Annotated in this window: 18 protein-coding genes and 4 pseudogenes; 6 read left to right on the top strand and 16 right to left on the bottom strand. The window is 41.9% G+C overall.

Annotated elements, in window-relative coordinates:
• Positions 1-702: 702 nt before the first annotated feature.
• The gene (locus tag JCM10519_RS03610; RefSeq protein ID WP_054737975.1) at positions 703-1,035 is read right to left on the bottom strand and encodes a hypothetical protein; all 333 of its coding nucleotides are present in this window, start codon (positions 1,033-1,035) and stop codon (positions 703-705) included.
• 535 nt (positions 1,036-1,570) lie between these two features.
• Here JCM10519_RS03610 and JCM10519_RS03605 point away from each other — a divergent pair.
• Positions 1,571-2,518 carry a hypothetical protein gene (locus tag JCM10519_RS03605; protein WP_054737974.1) on the top strand — a complete coding sequence of 316 codons (948 nt, stop codon included), beginning with the start codon at positions 1,571-1,573 and terminating at the stop codon, positions 2,516-2,518.
• Positions 2,519-2,790: 272 nt separating this feature from the next.
• Here the strand turns inward: JCM10519_RS03605 and JCM10519_RS03600 are convergent, their stop codons facing one another.
• The 7 genes and pseudogenes from JCM10519_RS03600 to JCM10519_RS25995 form a co-directional block, all read right to left on the bottom strand.
• Positions 2,791-3,042 carry a hypothetical protein gene (locus JCM10519_RS03600; RefSeq protein ID WP_054737973.1) on the bottom strand — a complete coding sequence of 84 codons (252 nt, stop codon included), beginning with the start codon at positions 3,040-3,042 and terminating at the stop codon, positions 2,791-2,793.
• Positions 3,043-3,447: 405 nt separating this feature from the next.
• Positions 3,448-4,203: an acyl-CoA dehydratase activase gene (locus tag JCM10519_RS03595; protein WP_054737972.1), complete on the bottom strand. Its 756-nt coding sequence runs from the start codon at positions 4,201-4,203 to the stop codon at positions 3,448-3,450.
• A 3-nt stretch (positions 4,204-4,206) separates the two neighbouring features.
• Complete coding sequence (locus tag JCM10519_RS03590) at positions 4,207-5,364, bottom strand: double-cubane-cluster-containing anaerobic reductase (RefSeq protein WP_054737971.1); 1,158 nt, start codon at positions 5,362-5,364, stop codon at positions 4,207-4,209.
• Between the two features lie 100 nt (positions 5,365-5,464).
• A pseudogene (locus tag JCM10519_RS03585) lies at positions 5,465-6,208 on the bottom strand (amino acid ABC transporter ATP-binding protein).
• Positions 6,209-6,230: 22 nt separating this feature from the next.
• Positions 6,231-7,058 (bottom strand): transporter substrate-binding domain-containing protein, encoded by an 828-nt coding sequence (locus JCM10519_RS03580; protein WP_347843025.1) that lies wholly within the window; start codon positions 7,056-7,058, stop codon positions 6,231-6,233.
• Between the two features lie 73 nt (positions 7,059-7,131).
• On the bottom strand, positions 7,132-7,482 hold the full coding sequence (locus tag JCM10519_RS26000; protein ID WP_347843024.1) for an ABC transporter permease subunit: 351 nt from the start codon (positions 7,480-7,482) through the stop codon (positions 7,132-7,134).
• 20 nt (positions 7,483-7,502) lie between these two features.
• A complete protein-coding gene (locus JCM10519_RS25995) occupies positions 7,503-7,793 on the bottom strand; it encodes an ABC transporter permease subunit (RefSeq protein WP_347843023.1) in 291 nt (96 codons plus the stop codon).
• Positions 7,794-8,065: 272 nt separating this feature from the next.
• On the opposite strand from JCM10519_RS25995, the gene JCM10519_RS03570 reads away from it, so the two are divergent.
• Together JCM10519_RS03570 and JCM10519_RS03565 are read left to right on the top strand one after the other, a co-directional pair.
• Positions 8,066-8,386: a hypothetical protein gene (locus JCM10519_RS03570; RefSeq protein WP_054737970.1), complete on the top strand. Its 321-nt coding sequence runs from the start codon at positions 8,066-8,068 to the stop codon at positions 8,384-8,386.
• A complete protein-coding gene (locus JCM10519_RS03565) occupies positions 8,352-8,747 on the top strand; it encodes a transposase (RefSeq protein WP_054737969.1) in 396 nt (131 codons plus the stop codon). Before JCM10519_RS03570 ends, JCM10519_RS03565 begins: the two co-directional genes overlap by 35 nt.
• Positions 8,748-8,949: 202 nt before the next feature.
• Here JCM10519_RS03565 and JCM10519_RS03560 read toward each other — a convergent pair whose 3' ends face one another.
• From JCM10519_RS03560 to JCM10519_RS03520, 8 genes and pseudogenes are all read right to left on the bottom strand, one after another.
• Positions 8,950-9,435, bottom strand: a complete 486-nt coding sequence (locus JCM10519_RS03560; RefSeq protein WP_054737968.1) for a hypothetical protein — start codon at positions 9,433-9,435, stop codon at positions 8,950-8,952.
• A gap of 409 nt (positions 9,436-9,844) precedes the next feature.
• On the bottom strand, positions 9,845-11,410 hold the full coding sequence (rmuC, locus tag JCM10519_RS03550) for a DNA recombination protein RmuC (RefSeq protein ID WP_347843022.1): 1,566 nt from the start codon (positions 11,408-11,410) through the stop codon (positions 9,845-9,847).
• 19 nt (positions 11,411-11,429) lie between these two features.
• Entirely contained in the window at positions 11,430-11,792 is a 363-nt protein-coding gene (locus JCM10519_RS03545) for a hypothetical protein (RefSeq protein WP_054737966.1), read from the bottom strand.
• Between the two features lie 470 nt (positions 11,793-12,262).
• Positions 12,263-13,768: a lysine--tRNA ligase gene (gene lysS / locus JCM10519_RS03540; protein WP_054737965.1), complete on the bottom strand. Its 1,506-nt coding sequence runs from the start codon at positions 13,766-13,768 to the stop codon at positions 12,263-12,265.
• 72 nt (positions 13,769-13,840) lie between these two features.
• Positions 13,841-14,324 (bottom strand): annotated as a pseudogene (greA, locus tag JCM10519_RS03535) (transcription elongation factor GreA).
• 97 nt (positions 14,325-14,421) lie between these two features.
• Positions 14,422-15,400: pseudogene (gene dusB, locus JCM10519_RS03530) on the bottom strand (tRNA dihydrouridine synthase DusB).
• Complete coding sequence (locus tag JCM10519_RS03525) at positions 15,397-15,753, bottom strand: DUF6145 family protein (protein WP_054738188.1); 357 nt, start codon at positions 15,751-15,753, stop codon at positions 15,397-15,399. Before JCM10519_RS03525 ends, dusB begins: the two are co-directional and overlap by 4 nt.
• Positions 15,754-15,932: 179 nt before the next feature.
• Positions 15,933-16,940: a LacI family DNA-binding transcriptional regulator gene (locus tag JCM10519_RS03520; protein ID WP_054737964.1), complete on the bottom strand. Its 1,008-nt coding sequence runs from the start codon at positions 16,938-16,940 to the stop codon at positions 15,933-15,935.
• 288 nt (positions 16,941-17,228) lie between these two features.
• Between JCM10519_RS03520 and JCM10519_RS03515 the strand changes: the two are divergent.
• From JCM10519_RS03515 to JCM10519_RS25985, 3 genes and pseudogenes are all read left to right on the top strand, one after another.
• Positions 17,229-18,712 (top strand): annotated as a pseudogene (locus JCM10519_RS03515) (altronate dehydratase family protein).
• Positions 18,713-18,798: 86 nt separating this feature from the next.
• Entirely contained in the window at positions 18,799-19,605 is an 807-nt protein-coding gene (locus tag JCM10519_RS25990) for a tagaturonate reductase (protein ID WP_347843021.1), read from the top strand.
• 19 nt (positions 19,606-19,624) lie between these two features.
• Positions 19,625-20,044 (top strand): hypothetical protein, encoded by a 420-nt coding sequence (locus tag JCM10519_RS25985; protein ID WP_347843208.1) that lies wholly within the window; start codon positions 19,625-19,627, stop codon positions 20,042-20,044.
• Positions 20,045-20,197: the final 153 nt, after the last annotated feature.

The following is a 20,197-nucleotide window of genomic DNA, read 5'->3' as shown; positions in this document are numbered from 1 at the left end:
AATCATGTTAGCACGAAACCTCAGAGAATTGCCAGTAGCTGCACCTCCCCATGCGGCTGCCAGTGCTCTGTAATTAAAATCATCAGCTGCCAGTGTGATTCTTACATTTAAATGGATAATACTACATTAGTTTATCTAATTAATTATAAAAAGGGCCCTGGATATAATAAATATTTTATCATATCCAGGCTTATGTTTCCAACTAAACTTTATATAGAATATTGGTTTTCGATATATCATCATATAATCTTTTTTAATTGACCTTTTACTTACGATCCCAATTACAAACTTATAATCCTCATTGTCTGATAACTGCCGCATTTTATTAATACCTATCCCAGAATAGATAACAGGTTAGATGATAATATCTATATCCTCGATAATGTCAATAGATACAGCATCATACATATTACCATAAGCATCAAAAAAAGCGCTCTGTACCTAAAATTGGAAATTCTCCTGCTTGTATTTTTTTGGAAATAGCAGTCTGCAGTATCCTTTCATACTCTCTAATACTGCCTTCTTGTCCACTTCCAACTTAATATAGAAATAGAGCCACATAATTAATCCTGCAAAAACTGCAATATTGATATGTTATGTAAATAACCAGGCCATAATCCATATGAAAGAACCACCAATCAGAACCAATTCACAGGATAAGTTAAGATAGAAAGTAACCATTCAATACCCCACATCATGCAATTACCGCCATACCATCAACACCGCATGTCTGAGCATACTCACCGCTATTGGTACGATAAAGTTTACCAGTAATGTTTTAAACTCTATCTTTATTAAACTTTCCTGCTGTGCAATCTGCTCCTTAGCTAATGCATTTTTAGCTTCAACAACCTTTATAGTTACTTTTTCATAATGATTCTTATTCATGATAGTTTCGACCTTTATATGCGTAAGGTTATTTATTCTCTTTCCATCTGCTTGTTCATAGCCGGAAGCTACTCCAACGGCAAGCGCTGTTCCTTCCCCTGCATCGCAAACCTGTTTGGTTGTTAAAGTAATATTTGTAATTTTCATATAATTTACCTCCATGGTATTGTGAGTGTAGTATTACTCTGCAACAAAGTATTTATAGTTTCTTAAAATCGTACTGCAATATAAACAGGGAATTCAATACTTAACTTACTAGCCATATGCCTTAAAGCTAACCATTTGTTGGTTAGCATATTATATTCTGATGTTCCAGAACATCTGCCTCAAAATACCCAATTGCGCAGAAACCGTTCGATAAATACTTTCTGCAAGAGTTCTTTTTCTGCAAATATTAATTCCATTTTCTTTTTCTCCTTTTTCTGTTATTATGTTTATAAACACTATTTTGTCTGAGCTCAATTACATGATATGCCCTAATTAGAAATTTCTCAAAGGTCATATATTTTCCGTAAAAAATGAGTAAAATATATGACCTTTGACAAAAAGGAGATATGCGTTGTTTGATGAAAAAAGGGAATATTAAAATTATTACTTCCCAAATCGCCCATAACTGATTCTTTGAATAAGTATGTTTATCTGGAAAAAGCTTTATTAGCAAAGCGAGAAAACAAAAGAAATAATGGATTTTTTTACCAGCAGTGATGCCTTAAAACTAATGAATGCATTTAACATTAGCAAAACTGAACTCTTTGAGACATATTGTAGAATATATTACATAAATGAGAGTACTGACGAACAGGATATACGCCCTAATTTTGATAAAATGTTAAATTCAAAGCGTAACCCAACTGTCCTTTTTATAGAAGCACTTATTGACTTGATTTTAAATGGCGAAGTATTGCAAGATAATGTGGGGAACTATTATTCCACAGATGCAAGAATTCAACGTAATAGTTTATCTTTTCGTGAATATTGTAAAGTAAATTCATATCTTACTTTTTGTTTAGCAATTTCTAAACTCGAAAATAAACATCTTAAACCTTATGAACTTGAAGTCGGAACACGTATACTTACAGAAAAATCTCTTGAAGACATAGAAAGTATTAGACCTCTTCTTCGAACTAATACATTAATAAGCGAATATATCTATCCTACTGATATTGATGAATGGGAGCCACATTATAATGACTATTCAGAATACTATAATGATTTCTGGGAACCATTCCCCTGGGAATCTCCTGATAAGATCATTGATTATATTTCTATTTGCGATGAATGGAAAAATAATGATTCGAACATGTACAATTATTTTGATGATGCTTCAAACGGTTTATTACTATTTTTAAGAAATAATATTTACATGTTGGGAAAACTTGATAAAAATTTTTGGCAATTACTTTTTCTGTTACAGTTCCTTACATATGATAATTTAGGAAGATTAATGAAATATCAGCCAATGTATACGTTTACTGTAAAAAAAGAACATTGCAATGATTATTACAATTATGTTAAACAGATTATTGAGCTTCCAAATATCGAAGAAGTCTTTCCACTATCTTCTGATGTTAGAGATGCCGCCATTAAAGCCATTGTTTTGTCCAAAAAAAGATGCACAACATCTACCTGATTGGACATATTTTGTCATGCACAACATTTCGCAACAGCATTTAACGACTGCTAAATACTTATATTTAACACTTGTTTTAGGATATAGATATAGGCATACAGAACAATATAAAAAAATTACCACAGGAATTATTAAATTTATTTATTGAACTGAATAATATAAATATAAAAGAGTACATTGATGAAATTGATAATCTGAAATTTGATCTGTGATGTATAAAATCTATGAAACTAAGAATCGGGCATCTCTCCAAAAGCCACTTTAATTTATCCCTAGAATGGGAATACCCCTGACAAACATGTATCCTCACATTTCTTTGAAACCTTTCCAATAGAAAGGCCTCTGTAATCTGATGATTCATATCCATCCTGTATTGTGATTTTAATGGAAGATGTCATAACTGGATGGTCAAATACAATCATATCTAAGTATCCTGTATAAGAAGGATCATAGTAATTCGGTGAATACGTATTCCGGGATCCATGCTGTCTGCTCATTCTGGCCGAGTACCTGATCCGGTCCATAAGTATTGGCCGCCCCTGACATCGCAGATGAAAAAAATAACGTTATTTCCGCACTTTTAGCGGAATTGAACAGGGAAAAACGTTTGAATGCAGCTACATCTGTTACCATTGGCGCTGAGCCTTACACGATTGGACTTTCCACTGAAAAACAATGGCTGCTAGACAGCATATGTTTTCCAGGTTCTAGTATTACGAAAGAGAGGGTAACGCCCTTATGAGTACAGATGAAGTTTTAACCTTATTACTCGTGGTTTTTGCGGCTCTGCCTTACATAGACAATCATAACAACAAAAAGAAATAGCATCCCACCGTCCAAAGCAGATGCTATTTCAAAAAAAGATATTTTTACTGAGGGTAATCGGAAAATCAATTCCCATAATCTTTCTAAGTATATACCGGGCCTCCTCAGCCCTTTAAGGCGGCGCCGATTGCACCGGCAAAGCGGGATAAAGGCGAGGCTTCCACCGGATGCTTTATCTGCTGTTCAAGGGCGCTCTTTAACCCGTCCAAGTCAGCCAGCCCTCCGGTTAAAAACACAGGCGGCTCAATCTCTATGCGTGCAGCCAATGCCATCACTCTGGCCACCATGGATTGGACGATTCCGCCGGCAATTTCTTCACGGCTTTTTCCGGCTGCCAGCAGGGATACGATTTCAGAATCGGCAAACACGGCGCACATGCTGCTGAGGGAACAGCACTTGCCTGGTTTCAGCAGGCTGGGAAAATCCGATAAATCAATTCCCAGCCTGTGGGCAGACATTTCTAAAAATCTTCCTGTGCCTGCGGCGCACTTGTCATTCATTTGAAAGGACACCACTTTACCGTTTTCTACTGACATTACCTTTGAGTCCTGTCCCCCAATATCAATAACCGTGTGCACGCCATGGTAAAGATATTCCGCACCTAACCCATGGCAGGTGATTTCAGTTACCGCCTTATCGGCAAAATCAATTCCAACTCTGCCATATCCTGTGGCCACAACAGAGACTTCCTCCCGGGCAGCACCCGTCTGCTTTAACAAATCCTCAAGAACCTCCCGGGCAGTTTCTTTGGGACTCCAGCCTGTGGGCCTTACACACATGGCCGCAACGGATTGATTCCGGAGAAGAACTCCCTTACAGGCGGCTGAGCCGCAGTCAATTCCTACTGCTATCTTATCCATTTCCTATAACATCTCCACAAAAGCACCTGCCCGGGTGGAAAGCTGTCCGATATCAGCGGTGCCGTAATCAGTTTCCAGCTGAAGGTAAGGAATATTTCTCTCTTTCAGGAATGTCTTTACCGTATATGCCTCTACCGCATAGGTATGGCAGGCCTGCAAGGTCATTTCCACTACTCCGTCTACTTTAAACTGCTTGCATAACCGGTCTAAAAGTTCAAATCGGTTGGGATTTGGGGTCATAACCGAGCATCCGATCTGCAAATAGTGGTCTGCAATATTTGTAATGGGATCCCCCTCTTCCTTACACTGACGGTCCATCTGCTTTGCACCTGTGCAGTTTTCAAAAGCAACCACAACGGCTCCGGCGTCCTCAATTGCCTTTACAACCTTTTCTGTCACTCCCCCCATGGGGCATCCGGTAATCAGAATGCGCGGGGCCTCCTCTGATATGAGATGCTCTCCGGCATAGTAGGCTTCTTTTATGCCGTCAATTGCATTTTGGATTTCATCCACTTTCTCCTGCCAGTCAAATTTATACTGTGCGCCAAAGAGAATCTGAAGCTGCCGCAAACCGCTCATAGGCGGAGGGCATAATGTGCTGAGCTCGTACAGTTCTTTTAAAAGCCTGCGTTCAATATTACGTTTATGTATGGCTTCCCTGAGCATATCATCGGTAATGGTAACACCGAAATCCTTTTCCACACGGAACTTTAACCTCACCAGCTCCGCCCGCCACAGGGCCTTGGCCTCAGGCGTATCCTGCCGGTGGGGTAGCTCCAGAACATGGACGTTTTTCTTCTGAGCAAGCAATTCATACATTTTTATCTTACCGTCACAGGTTGTTTCCCCCACCACCAGATCGGCAAAATACATATATGGACATTTGTCCGTAATCGCAAACCCATAGCTGGATTTTATAAGAGGACATAAATTACTGGGCAATACCTTTTCCGCATCAGGAATTGTCTCATCACTGGTTGAGCACAGGCTTACGCTTACCAGGCCTGCTGCCATAAAAATTTCAAGCGGAGTATAAGTGCAGAACTGGCCTACCACTCCTTTCCCCGAATCCTTGATCTTTTTGATGGCAAGGAATCCGTTTTTTCTTGCTTCTGCAAAGCTGTCAAATACCTGGGGTAATTCTGTTTTCATCTCAATCATTGTTTATCTCCCTTCTATACACCAATACATTTCCTCTCCCAGTAAAGCTTCTTCCATCCGCAAACAGAAAAACTTCTCCCACCCGCGGATAACCCTTTTCTTAAAACTGCTTTTTATAACTTAAAAACCGCCGGACTCTCTCATCCTTTGGGGAATCCAGTATCTCCTCCGGGGTTCCGTCCGCAGCAATTGTACCATCGTTCATAAACAGAATACGGGTGGCAACCTGGCGCGCAAACTGAATTTCATGGGTGACAAGAAGCATTGTCGTCCCTTCCTGTGCAACTGTCTGAATGGTATTTAAAACCTCTCCCACCAGCTCCGGATCCAGAGCGGAGGTGGGCTCGTCAAATAAAAGAACATCCGGATTGACCGCCAGTGCCCGGGCAATACCCACGCGCTGCTGCTGTCCGCCGGAAAGCTTGGACGGAAAAAAATCCTGCCGGTCCATCATGCCCACCTTTTCCAGTAAGGAGAGGGCTATTATCCGGGCCTCCTCCTTATCCTTTTTTTGATACGGTAAGCAGGGCTTCCATAACATTCTGTTTTGCTGTTTTATTTTTAAAAAGATTATAGCTCTGGAAAACCATGGAGGAGTGCTTCCGCAGCTCCAATATATCCTTTTTTTGTGTGCTTTTGGGCATCGATTTCTGCGGAACCGATTCTTATAATCCCTTCCGTAGGCTTTGTCAAATAATTCATACATCGAAGCAGAGTGGATTTCCCGGTTCCGGAAGGACCCAGAATTGCAACTACCTCGCCTTTTTTTCACATTTAGATTAATGTCTTTTAAAATGGCGGTCTGCCCATCAAAGGATTTTGATAAATGTCGTATTTCAATCACTTAAAGCACCTCACCCGGCCGTCTATTCACGAATCAGTCCGGTCATATCAGAATACATCCATTTGGTGATGATTTTAGAAGTTGTTCCGTCCTTCATCATTTCATCAAGGACCTTATTGACCTCGCCGCAAAGAGCCTGGCCCTCATCGTTTTTCTGGAAAAAGTAAGCAACGTTATTAGACAGCAGACGTGTATCAAGAATATGGAACTTCATATTCTGTGAATTCTCATACTTATATACAAGGCTGTCTGTAGTTGCCATTGCATCAATTCTTTTTAAATTAAGGTCCTGGAATCCGGTATCGCTTGTTTCATAAACCACTACATCCCAGTCATAGGATTCAGCCATCTTCTCAACAGCCACCTGGGACGCCTGGCCCTGAGTGACGCCGATGGTGACGCCCTTCAGCTGCTCAAAAGCATTGATATCGGACTTATCTTCATTAACAATAATGCACTGGGCATCTCCATAGTAAGGATTGGAAGTAATGTATTTTTCCATCCTGGCTTCTGTGACAGCAAAACAGTTTGCAGCCACATCCACCCGTCCGGTATCCAATTCGCCGAACAGGGAAGAAAACTCCACCTGTTTCGTTTCAATTTCCCAACCGGTCCGTTTGGCAATTTCACTCCACATTTCCGCATCAATCCCTGTCCAGGTCTTGCCGTCACCGCTTAGCAGGCTGTAGGGCTCTCCTGTTCCGCCGGTCGCAATAACAACTTTACGGGACTGCCCCTTGCCCGCTGCTTCACTTGCCGTCTCTTCACTTACCGTTTCTTCACTTACCGTTTCTTTTGCTGCCGCCGTGTCAGACGCGCTGCCGCAGCCTGTCAGCAGTACTGTTGTCACAGCCAGCAATAATGGTATAAATTTTTTTCATTTGAATTTCCTCCCTATATCTTTCATATTAAAATTAATAAATTTAATACATTTTAGAACATTTCACATCCAGAACCTTATGTACCTGAGTAAGCGCCAGAACCAAAATCCAATAGATCAGCATAACTGCCAGATAAATTTCAAAATATCGGAAAGACTGGGCGCCCTCGCTTTTCGCCTGCCCCATAATATCCCTTATTCCCAGCATAAACGCCAGGGAGGTGGCTTTTAACAAATTAATCAGGTCGTTGAACAGGGCCGGCAGCGCCGCACGGAAAGCCTGAGGCAGAACAATCCGCACAATTGTCTGGGGTTCTGACATTCCCAGCATAGCAGCCGCTTCCTTTTGCCCCGGATCAACAGAAAACAGGGCGCCGCGAATGCTTTCGGACATAAACGCGCCCGTATTAAGGCTTAAAACCAGGCTACAGCCGTCATGGGCTTCATGTTCAGCACGATTTCACTGATGCGGGCCAGACCATAATAAAAGAAATACAATTGTGCAACTAAAGGGGTCCCCCGCAAAACGGATAAATATAAGCGGGTAACAGGGTAAAAAAACTTGATTTTGTAATAACCAATAACCGCAATAATAACACCGATGATCAGAGAAAAAACAGCAGCCGTAAGGGTCAGAGTCAGAGTCACCTGCAGCTTTGAAACAATTTTGGGAAATACTTCGAGAAAATAAGAGAAATCAAACAAAATTAAATTCTCCTTCGGAATGTAATAAGAACATTTAGGGATTATAACATCCGCTTATAATGAAAGCAAATTCAAAATCTTGATAGGTATTCAATTTATCTATAAGTTCTCCAGGCTGCAGTCTATACGTAAACGTTAAATAGCGAGAACCTATACTCTTCCTGATAATTTTGAGATAATGAACTCAATTATTATTACTTGGTATAAAAAGTTGAGTCCTGAACTTTTTGTACCGGTCAGGAGGAACCAAATGAAATCTACAACTAGTATGATTGCTGAAGAATACCGTATTCAGCAATGGGCTACCGATATCCAGGCTTGCCAGATCTCCGGTCTTTGCCCAGCTTCCCACCGGATCAGCTGTTGGAAATTCAATGGAGCCGGATGCAATCATTCGCTGCACCTATAAACGCCGAAAACAGAAAGGAAAGCGTGAGGAATACTTAAAGGGCATTGAGACCATGGTAAAGGCAAAACGCCCCTATGATCTTCTGCGCAGCAGCATTGTGACTCCATCTTTAGAAGCTGCCATTATAAACTCGAAATATGTGAATTCCATTGTACCGGTTAGAGCAGGAGTTTGCCCGCAATGAGATCCATCTGTCCCGGCAGAGCATGGCAAACTGGACCATTCGGTGTGCAGAACGCTATCTGTCTCTGCTTTGGGACCGTATGCATAAGGAAATGTGCAGCTGCCCGGTCATTCAGGCAGATGAGACACCCGTCCTGGTCAACAAAGACGGAAGAAAGGCAGGCTCTAAGAGTTATATGTGGGTCTATCGGACGGGAAAACTATATGACTCACCTCCCATTGTCCTGTATGAGCACCAAAAGACCCGTAATGCCAGCCATCCGAGAGAATTCCTCAAAGGCTATCAGGGGATCTGCGTGACAGACGGGTATCAGGTATACCACACCCTGGAAAACACACTGTGCTTTTTGCATTTGAAGTGAGGCTTTTTCTCTGTACTACTTTATTGCAAAATACTCTATTGAAAAAAATAGGAAAGCAATATCATTACAACACACTGACCTATGTTTTCAATTCTGAAATAGCAATCACTCTTAATATGCTGACCATCAAGCAGGCTACTGACGGCAAACGATAATATACTCTACTATTTGAATGCGAAAATCGCGGAATTTGTCAGCGGGACTACGGTTGCAATAGATCAGGTAGTTTTTCGACCCATTGATAAAGAGATTTCATGTTATCAACAATCTCATATATTTTATCAAAACTATAATTTTTAGTATTATATTCATGTCGGATACAATTAAAATCATCGAAGTAAAAATTTCCCGTCAGATCACAATTCACAAAATAATCATTATCAAAGAATATATAAAAACTGTTATCGTCAAATCGCTGAACAAATTGATAGCCACCGGTTTTAGGGCCTTCTTTAACTAAATAAGGTAAATTCTTGCAATCATCAGCGTTATTACATATAATTTCTGAAATATTATCAAACGGATGTCCACTACAACAAGCTATTGTCCGATATCCTTTTTTATTTAGTAAAGCAATGGGCATTGCGATGAGATCGTCAACCTCAAAATATTCATTTTCAGCACCTTCGCCATCTTCTATATTGGTTCCAGCGATAATATCAAATGTTTCATTATGTATTAATGCCATGATAATCTCTCCTTTTTTTCTGTCCTATTTAGTATATTATTCAAGATCAGACTTTGATAAATAGTATAGTGCGTCAGCGACGGAGTTAAACAAACTTTGATCAACTTTACTATATGATCGTGAAGCGAATCCCTTTGCACCGGCTTCCATTACTCCTGCTTTATAACAATTGTGTACTACAGATATATCAGCCATGCATTCATTCAATGATTTAGAAAGATATTTATATTCCTCATCTATATCCTGTTTCAACTCTTTATACTTCCGTCTATTATACCCCCTGTGTTTCATCAGAAAAATCAAACTATAGCACTTATAAAATCATACCACGTCTACAAAAGAAAAATAGGCATATCAGATATTTCTATCCAACATGCCATATAAATTCAAGGTTTTCCTTAATACTATTTTATTCTTCTAATTCTAGAGCACTATCTAATAATTTTTCCGATTCAACTGAAGGAAGTTCAGATACCTCTCTGAGCTTACTATTTATTTTTCTTGTTCTGACACCAATAAGTTTGTCCAGCTCTTCTCCTGTTTGCTCTATACGCTTCTGAGCTGCGGAAAGAACAGTTTCAAACCTAGTAAATTCTGTTTTAACAGCACCTAGTACATTCCAAACTTCGCTAGAGCGTTTCTGAATAGCAAGAGTTTTAAATCCCATTTGTAAGCTATTTAATAATGCTGCAAAGGTTGTCGGTCCCGCTATGTTTACACGATACTGCCTCTGCAACGTATCTATAAGCCCCTTACGTACCACCTCAGCATACAAACCTTCAAATGGTAAGAACATAATTGCAAAATCAGTTGTATATGGCGGATCTATATATTTATCGTGAATATCTTTCGCGCAGCCTTTAATTCTTGTCTCAAGAGCAGCTTGCGCAGACATAATAGCATCATTATCTCCTGACTCATAGGCATCAACTAATTGACTATATGTATCACCTGGGAATTTGGCATCAATCGGTAGATATACACAGACGCCATCTTCTCCACCTGGTAGCTTAATTGCATATTCAACACGATTCATCGAGCCTTTCTTTGTGACTACGTTCTCCTCATATTGTTCTTTTGTCAGTATTTCTTCAATAATAGCCCCCAATTGATATTCACCGACAATCCCCCTTGTCTTAACATTGGATAAAACCTTTTTCAGATCACCAACACCGGTAGCAAGCGTTTTCATTTCACCAAGTCCCGTATATACCTCCTGAAGTCGATCATTAACCATTTTAAATGATTGTGTAATTCGATCATCCAGGGTCTTTTGCAGCTTTTCATCTACTGTTGCTCTCATTTTTTCAAGCTGCTGATTATTATCGTTACGTAAAGATTCCAATCGTTCCTGTACAGTATTTCTGATACTGTCTATGGACTCTTTATTTTGTACTGTAAAAGTTTTAAATTGCTCATCTACCGATTTCAGTCTCTCAGATACAGAAGTTTCTAAGCTTGTCTGCGCCTCCTTTAACATTCGAGATATTTCACTCAATCGTTTGTCCTGCATCTCAAACTGCTTATTCTGTGCAGCTGAAAGCATTGAAGTTGTCTCTTTCACACTATTCTGAAGCGCTGTAATGCTCTCTGACTGACTAACCTGAAGCAACGATAACTTTTCAACAATATCTATTTTCATTACGTTCTGATTCTTTGAAATACTATCGGTCAGTTCTTTTAGCCTGATATCCTGTCTATCGGTAGTCTGACTTTGAACAGCTGTAAAGGAATCCGCGAAACTCTTCATCGTATTTTGTACTGTTGCGCCCATCTCTGCCCTAGAAGAACGTATTTCATTCAAAATTTCACTTTTCATAGAGCCAATTAACACTGTTTGCTGATTGGCAAACTCACTTAATAATTCTCTCTTGATTTTTTCAGTATCTACAGATATTGATTTTTGCATTGTTAAAACAATGTTGATAATAATTGCAATCAGAATGATAATACACAAAATCATTAATATAGCCATACTCTATTCCCCCTTGATTTTATTCCATATATTTAATTAATTTGTTCCAATCATTGCATTCCCTGATTTCATTTAAACACTTTACAAAAACATCATGCTTTTCTTGGTCATTAAGTCCAGGAAAATAGTTATCAAAAAAACCATCTCCCAGAAATGTAGAGCCTTTTTTACATACAATGGCGGTCAAATATGGTAAAGCAAGTTCTTTACAAACATCTGCAATAGCATACAAGTGACTTCTTAAATTACGATGAAAGATAGCATTATCGGTTAATCTAGACACCTCTCCATATGTAATAATTAAATTATCTTTATTCTCAGATACATGCTTCACCAAAATTCTGGCTACCAACTTTGTCTTCGGATTATCCATAAGTGACATAATTTACCCCCATAAAACATTTTAATTAATCATACCACATCCATAATAAAAAAACAGGACATATCAGCTATTTCGCATTGTCCTCCCTTTTGCAAATTTGCTCTGTAGCTCTCTAAATAGTAAAGCCACGTTCATGTGTTTTCTTATTCATTCTTATCCTCCTGTAATTTATTATCCCGTATAAAATTGCCATTTGAACTTGTGCCTATATATACCCCATGTGAAGCACCAGAATGTCCATATAGCCATGTGCAGCTAGAGGTGATTGTTTACGTTTGTAATTTAAGGCACTAAAATAAGCCCACATACTCATATTTTTTATACAAGCATATGGACTTATTTAGATGTCCAAATTATATTAAGTTTACGTTTTTATCTTACCAAAGCTCTTGTGTTATTGGTGTCAAAACATCATTTTTACTGTTTACCAAGTTAAAAGAACCCTGTAAGGTCAAGGGATGTAAACTATTTTAAACGTCTTTGCTCTTCATCGTCGGGAACAACAACACATCCCTGATCGCATAAGAATCCGTAAGCAGCATAACAAACCTGTCAATACCAATTCCAATACCGCCAGTCGGAGGCATACCGATCATAAGTGCATTTACAAAATCATCATCCATAGAATTGGCTTCATCATCTCCCGCCGCAAGAAGTGCCTCCTGAGCCTTAAAGCGCTCAATCTGATCCAGAGGATCATTTAATTCAGAGTAAGCATTTGCCATCTCACGCTTCGTAATGAACAGCTCAAAGCGCTCCGTATACTCCGGATCATCAGGCTTTTTCTTGGTAAGAGGAGATATCTCTACCGGATGGTCCATAATAAAGGTAGGCTGAACCAAATGCTCTTCTACAAATTCCTCAAAAAGCAGGCTCAAAATATCGCCCTTCTTATGGCGTGCCTCATACTCCACATGGTACTGGTCTGCCAGAGCCTTAGCCTCTTCGTCCGTATGAATGGTAGTAAAATCAATGTCCTTATATTTCTTTAAAGCGTCTACCATGGTAATGCGTTCAAATGGCTTTGATAAGTCAATTTCCACACCATCATAGTTTACAACAGCTGTTCCAAGAACCTTAAGGGCAACAGACCGGAATAAATTCTCCACCAGGTCCATCATGCCGTGGTAATCGGTATAAGCCTGATATAATTCCATCAAGGTAAATTCCGGGTTATGACGGGTATCCACGCCCTCATTTCTGAAAACGCGTCCGATTTCATAAACTCGTTCCAAACCGCCTACGATCAGCCTCTTTAAGTAAAGCTCAAGAGAAATACGCAGCTTTACATCCTCGTCAAGAGCGTTATAATGAGTTTCAAATGGTCTTGCCGCTGCACCGCCTGCATTGGCAACCAGCATTGGCGTCTCCACCTCCATGAAGCCCTGGGCATCCAGGTGGTCACGGATGGCCTTGATGATCTGGGAACGCTTTACAAAGGTATCCCTTACCTCAGGGTTCATGATCAGATCCACATATCTCTGTCTGTATCGAATGTCCGTATTGGTCAGGCCGTGGAACTTCTCCGGAAGGATCTGAAGGCTCTTGGTAAGTAAGTGAACGCTCTCAGCATGGATGGAAATTTCTCCCGTTTTTGTTGTAAACGCAATTCCCTTAATGCCTACGATATCACCGATATCCAGCTTCTTGAATTCCTTGTATTCCTCTTCTCCGATACTGTCTCTGGCCACATAGGACTGAATATTGCCCTTTAAGTCCTGTACATTACAGAAGGAAGCTTTCCCCATCACGCGCTTTGACATAAGGCGTCCTGCAATGGATACTTCCTTTCCTTCCCATGCTTCATAATGTTCCTTGATTTCACCGCTGTGTACGTTAACATCGTACTTTGTAACTTTAAACGGGTCTTTTCCTGCTTCCTGAAGCTCTGCCAGCTTTTCCCGGCGGACCTTCAGCAAATGATTTAAGTCCTCTTCTTTCACCTGATTCTGGTTTTGATTCTGCTGTTCTGCCAACTGTTTGCACTCCTTTGTGAACTATGTTAAGGAAGTTCGATTCGCCGGCTGGCTCATCGAACCGCTATTTTTCTAAGATACTCTCTGGATCTCCAGAACTTTATACTGGATCACACCGGACTGTGTCTCTACGTCTACCACATCTCCCACTTTTCTGCCGATCAGCGCATGACCTACCGGAGATTCGTTGGAAATTTTATTCTGAAGGCTGTTTGCCTCTGTGGAACCCACGATTTTGAATTCCATCTCTTCATCCTCATCAACATCGTAGACTTTTACCTTGCAGCCAATGTTAATCTTATCTAAATCAATCTCATCCTCAACCACTACCTCTGCATTTTTAAGGAGCTTTTCCAGCTCTTCAATACGCAGCTCAATGTCTCTTTGTTCATCCTTTGCGGCATCATATTCAGCGTTCTCGGACAAGTCGCCTTGTTCTCTGGCTTCCTTGATTTTCTGGGCGACCTCTTTCCTTTTTACTACCTTTAAATTCTGAAGCTCATCCTCGTATTTTTTTAAGACCTTCGTAGGTTAAAATATTTTTCTTGTCTACCATGGTTTTTGATTCCTCCTGGTTTCATACTCGCTCATTCGCATTCCAAATATTATAGCGTAAACATCTAAAAATGTCAAGAATGTAACTATTCCTGATTCTATTTCTCTGACCGGGAATTTCCGATCCTTTCTTCCGCAAAACGCCTTAATTCATCCATGGTTCCCACCTGGTTGATATCATTTCTAAGCTTTGCGGAATGAGGAAGTCCGGCCGTATACCATGCCATATGCCCACGCATCTCACGCATGGCCACTACTTCCCCTTTATGCTCCATCTCCAGGGCACCGTGGCGGATGATCATCCTGGAAATCTCCTCCCTGGTGGGCCCTGGAAGCAGTTCTCCTGTTTCCAGATAGTGAAGGGTTCTTTTAAAGATCCAGGGATTTCCCTTGGCTCCCCGGGCAATCATCACCCCGTCACAGCCGGTTTCCTCCATAAGGGCCTTTGCATCCTCCGGCTTAAATACATCGCCGTTTCCAATGACCGGAATTGCGACAGCTTCCTTTACCTTCCTTATAATATCCCAGTCAGCTGTTCCTGAATAATACTGCTCCCTGGTCCTGCCGTGAACAGCCACTGCTGCCACTCCGCAGCTTTCCGCCATTTTGGCAAACTCCGGGGCATTGCAGTCCTCTTCTGCAAAGCCTTTTCTGAACTTTACGGTCACAGGCTTTTTCACTGCCTTTACCATGCAGTCAGGATGCGCTCTGCAAGCTTCATATCCTTCATAAGCGCCGACCCTTCCCCGTTATTTACGATCTTGGGCATGGGGCAGCCCATGTTCACGTCAATGAATGCATAGGTCCCTCTTCCACCTGGGCCGCAATATCCGCCATGATCTCCGGATCAGAGCCAAAAAGCTGGAGGCTTACAGGGCCTTCTCCTTCGGCCACCTTAAGCAGCTCATTTGTATTTCTGTTCTTATATAAAATTGCCTTGGCGCTGACCATTTCCGTTACTGCCATACCGCAGCCCTGTTCCCTGCAAAGAAAACGAAATGGCAGGTCCGTAACTCCTGCCATCGGTGCCAGTATGAGGTTATTGTCTAACGTCAAATTTCCAATTCTAAGCTTCACGTATCCTTTTCTCCGCCTTCCAATTCTTCTCCCAGATAAAACACCCGGAAATACATTTCCAAAGCTTCCAGAAGTTCCCTTTTCTCTTTCCGGTACTGTTTGATCTTCAGCACGCTACCGATCTCATCAAACAGATAATCTCCTTCCTCTGCCGTTACCTTAAATTCCAGGGTGCCATCCTCATCGTATTCCATGACAAGGATTCCTCCCACATCTTCGGTATAAAGCACGCACATGATCTGAAGCTCCTGCTTAATGCTTTCCGGAAGGCCCACAAACTGCTGGTTAAAATAATATTTCTGCTCATAGGAATTGGCGCCGCAAAGCACCACATTGTCTCCATCATGCTCCATCGTTCCTGCCACCGCACTTTCCTCATTATTGCTCATATTCTTCGGGCAGGGCCAACCCGATTTACCGGGTGTAAAGGGATACCCACAGGGTATTTCCTCATTATCGCCCATGCTCCTTGGATATTTCCATTATTTACTGACAATATATTTTAGCATACCGGAAAGGAAATGACAATAGGTCAAAAATCAGTGGTGCACCGCTTGATCAGCCGGCAGGTCACCCGGTTGTTCCTGTTTACTTCCGTTTCTTCTCCCAGAAGAATTTTCATCATATTGTCAATGGAAATATTGCATAATTCCTCGACCCTGTTGTCAATGGAAGAAAGCTCAGGATCGCTGCAGATCGACAGTGCAGAATTATTAAATCCGGTGATGCACAAATCTTCCGGAATCTTTAAAAGCTTTGCATTGGCATACTTGATCGCGCCTACGGCAAGACCGTCATCTGTGGCAACCACGCTGTCAAATCTTAAATCACGGCGCTCTAAAAGGATATCCCTTACCGTATGGATCCGGTTCTTTACATAAAGCTTTAAATCTCCCAGCACCGGAAGCCCGCTGGCTTTTAAAGCGGATTCGTAACCCGCCAGCTTCTGATTCGCGCTGTAAGAGTGGGAGTCACAGAGAAACAGGATTCTCCGCCGCCCTGTCTCAATCATCTGGCTGGTCACATCATAGGTTGCCTGATAATCATCTCCATAAGCGCAGTAAATATTCTCCCCTTCCAAATATCCGTTAATCAAAAACACTGGAACCTGTTTTGCTGCATTGCGGACATACTGTGTATTTTTATCCGCTTCCCCCATCCCTGCATAGGTTGAGCCAACCATAATGAGGGCGTCGATCCGCTTTGCAAGAAGAAGGCTGACATACTTTTCCTTTACGGACTGTTCAAACCCGCTGCAGCACAATATGCAGTCGTAGCCATGCTCGTGCATACGGCTTTCCAAATGGGCTACCGCTGTAGCCATATAGGCATCTGATACATCCGGACATAAAATCCCAATGGTCTTCATGGAATCAAGCCCCAGACCCCTGGCAAATACATTGGGGGTATAGCCGTTCTCTTCCATAACCGTCCTGACCTTTTGTTTTGTTTTCTCACTCACACGGGGGCTGTCGTTCACCACCCGAGATACGGTAGCGATGGAAACTCCTGCAAGTTCTGCAATGTCATAAATGTTCATTCTAGTAGTCCCTTTTATTCATCAAAATTTCCACACACAAAGCAAGCGTAAGCGCTTACACTTTTCTTGCTCCATTATACAGGATAATTTTCCGTAACGCAACTGTTATTACTGATTTTATCTATATAAAAATCAGTTTTATTTCTTAATTTATTCCCTAAAATAAATAGAAAAATCTCTTTTTTTTCTTTCCCTATTGACGTCTGCGCTAAAATAGTGTATGTTTTATGTAAGTACTTACATTACATATACCAACGGAAACTGGTACCAAGAAAGGAAAGGAAGCTTATGCAGGATTTTATCAAAATTAATTCCGGAGATAATGTTGCAGTTGCATTAAAGCCGCTTTCTTCCGGCACTGCCGCAGAGATTGACGGAAAACTCATCACACTTCTGGAAGATATCCCACAGGGCCATAAATTCGCCCTCACCGATATACCTGCCGGCTCATCCGTCATCAAATACGGCTGTGCCATTGGCATGGCAAAGGAAAATATTAAGACAGGGGCCTGGATTCACACGCATAATTTAAAAACAGGTTTGGGGGACTTACTGACTTATACATATGAGAAACAGGAAACGGCGATTGCCTCAACAGCAGAACGCTTCTTTCACGGTTACCGCAGGCCGGACGGAAAAGTGGGGGTTCGCAATGAAATCTGGATCATTCCCACGGTTGGCTGTGTCAATAACATAGCCACTGCACTGGAGCGCATGGCAAAGAAATACATAGGCGGTACCATTGACGAAGTTGCCGCTTTTCCCCATCCCTACGGCTGTTCCCAGATGGGTGATGATCAGGAATATACAAGAACCATTCTGGCTGATTTGATCAACCATCCCAACGCCGGCGGCGTTCTGGTTCTGGGGCTGGGCTGTGAAAACAGCAACATTTCCGAGCTAAAACCTTATATCGGTGATTACGATGAGAACAGGGTCAAGTTCCTGGTAACCCAGGAGTCTGAGGATGAGATGGCTGATGCCATGGAGCTTATCGAAGAGCTGTCTGAATACGCAGGTACGTTCCAAAGACAGCCTGTAAGCTGCAGCGAACTCATCATCGGTATGAAATGCGGCGGTTCCGACGGTTTATCCGGAATCACAGCCAATCCGGCGGTAGGGGCATTTTCCGATATGCTGGTTTCCAAAGGCGGAACCACCATTCTGACAGAAGTTCCGGAGATGTTCGGCGCGGAAACTCTTCTTATGAACCGCTGCCAGAATAAAGAAACCTTTGAAAAAAACCGTGGATCTGATCAATGATTTCAAGAACTACTTTACAAGCCATAACCAGACCATTTACGAAAATCCATCTCCAGGCAACAAAAAAAGGTGGGATCTCCACCCTGGAAGACAAATCCCTGGGCTGCGTCCAGAAATCCGGCAGTGCTCCGGTGGCAGATGTATTAAAATACGGGGAACCGGTACATACCAAGGGCTTAAATCTCTTAAGTGCTCCCGGCAACGACTTAGTGGCCTCCACAGCACTGGCTGCTTCCGGTGCCCACATCGTACTGTTTACCACAGGCCGCGGCACTCCGTTTGCCTGTCCGGTACCGACCATGAAGATTTCCACCAACACCGCCCTGAGCACAAAGAAAAATAACTGGATTGATTTTAACTGCGGTGTTCTTGTTGAGGGCACGGATATGGACACTCTGAAAAATGAATTCTTTGATTTTGTGATTGAGACAGCTTCCGGCAAAAAGGTAAAATCCGAAGAGGCAGGCTTTCACGACATGGCTATCTTTAAGCAGGGCGTGACCTTATAATTCAACTACTGTGTCATTCTATGTTCCTGTACGAATGCAGAATACGGATGGAAATATGCAATGAAGAAAAAAAGGAGATAAATTCAATGGAAAAGTTATGTTATGAAACACTGGAAAGGCTTGGGTTTGACGGATATCTTTTAAAGGAGGCTCCTGAACGGGTGCTGCAGTTCGGCGAAGGTAACTTTTTAAGGGCGTTTGTAGATTATTTTATTGATGTTCTGAATGAAAAAACCGGATTTAATTCCAAGGTTGTTTTATGCCAGCCCATTGCACCGGGCCTTGCAGATATGATCAACGAACAGGACGGGCTTTATACTCTTTTCCTCCGCGGATTTGAAAACGGGCAGAAGGTGAATGCAAAACGGGTGATCTCCTGTGTAAGCAGATGCTTAAACCCTTACACGGATTATGAGTCTGTATTGGCATGTGCGGATAATCCTGACCTGCGTTACATTGTCTGCAATACCACTGAGGCAGGTATTGCCTACGATCCCTCCTGCCAGTTTACAGATATTCCGGCTGACAGCTACCCCGGAAAACTGACCCAGTTCCTTTACAGAAGATTTGAAAAGTTCGGAAAGGAAGCCGGAAAGGGCTTTGTCATCCTCTCCTGCGAGCTGATCGACGACAACGGAAAAGAGCTGGAGAAATGCGTTTTAAAATACGCCGGGCAATGGAACCTGGGTGAGGAATTCATAGGCTGGATCAAAACGGAGAACATCTTCTGCTCCACTCTGGTAGACCGTATCGTGACCGGATATCCGAGAAATGAAGCTGCTGCCATCTGTGAAGAATTAGGCTATCAGGATAACATCATCGATACCGGTGAAGTCTTCGGCTTCTGGGTCATCGAAGGACCGGACAGCTTAAAAAAAAGAACTTCCCTTTGAAGAAGCCGGCCTTCCGGTTATTATCTGCAGCGACCACAAGCCATATAAGCAGAGAAAGGTCCGCATTTTAAACGGTGCCCATACTTCCTTTGTATTAGGCGCTTATCTTGCCGGGCAGGATATTGTCCGCAGCTGCATGGATGATGAAGTGATCTGCGGCTTTATGAATAAGACCATTTATGATGAGATCACTCCTACCCTGACTCTTCCAAAAGAAGAATTAATGAGTTTTGCAGCCTCTGTTACAGAACGTTTCAAAAACCCATTTATTGATCATGCATTATTATCCATTTCCTTAAACTCCACTTCTAAATGGAAAGCCCGCGTTATGCCTTCCCTTAAGAGCTACGTGGAAAAAAACAGGCACACTTCCCAGATGTATAACAGCCTCCTTTGCTTTTTACATCGCATTCTACAGCGGAAGGAACCTTACAGCTGACGGCCTTGTTGCAGCACGTCCCGCCGGTGACGAGTACACCATCAAGGATGATAAGCCGGTTCTTCAGTTCTTCTATGACCACAAGGATGATGATACAGCTTCCCTTGTTCATGGGGTTTGCTCCAATGCTGACTTCTGGGATGAGGATTTAAG

The sequence above is a fragment of the Clostridium sp. NkU-1 genome (genome assembly GCA_001312405.1).
Note: the sequence above shows the minus strand (reverse complement) of the source record. Positions and strands in the feature narration are given on the sequence as shown.

Excerpts from the sequence above, each read along its gene's own strand:
- JCM10519_RS25990 (WP_347843021.1), top strand. The coding sequence starts at position 18,799 with ATGGAAAAGTTATGTTATGAAACACTGGAAAGGCTTGGGTTTGACGGA.
- JCM10519_RS03605 (WP_054737974.1), top strand. The coding sequence starts at position 1,571 with ATGGATTTTTTTACCAGCAGTGATGCCTTAAAACTAATGAATGCATTT.
- rmuC (WP_347843022.1), bottom strand. The coding sequence starts at position 11,410 with ATGGCTATATTAATGATTTTGTGTATTATCATTCTGATTGCAATTATT.
- JCM10519_RS03520 (WP_054737964.1), bottom strand. The coding sequence starts at position 16,940 with ATGAACATTTATGACATTGCAGAACTTGCAGGAGTTTCCATCGCTACC.
- JCM10519_RS03560 (WP_054737968.1), bottom strand. The coding sequence starts at position 9,435 with ATGGCATTAATACATAATGAAACATTTGATATTATCGCTGGAACCAAT.
- JCM10519_RS03600 (WP_054737973.1), bottom strand. The coding sequence starts at position 3,042 with ATGGACCGGATCAGGTACTCGGCCAGAATGAGCAGACAGCATGGATCC.
- JCM10519_RS26000 (WP_347843024.1), bottom strand. The coding sequence starts at position 7,482 with ATGTCCGAAAGCATTCGCGGCGCCCTGTTTTCTGTTGATCCGGGGCAA.
- JCM10519_RS03545 (WP_054737966.1), bottom strand. The coding sequence starts at position 11,792 with ATGTCACTTATGGATAATCCGAAGACAAAGTTGGTAGCCAGAATTTTG.
- JCM10519_RS03595 (WP_054737972.1), bottom strand. The coding sequence starts at position 4,203 with ATGGATAAGATAGCAGTAGGAATTGACTGCGGCTCAGCCGCCTGTAAG.
- JCM10519_RS03590 (WP_054737971.1), bottom strand. The coding sequence starts at position 5,364 with ATGATTGAGATGAAAACAGAATTACCCCAGGTATTTGACAGCTTTGCA.
- JCM10519_RS03525 (WP_054738188.1), bottom strand. The coding sequence starts at position 15,753 with ATGGAGCATGATGGAGACAATGTGGTGCTTTGCGGCGCCAATTCCTAT.
- JCM10519_RS03610 (WP_054737975.1), bottom strand. The coding sequence starts at position 1,035 with ATGAAAATTACAAATATTACTTTAACAACCAAACAGGTTTGCGATGCA.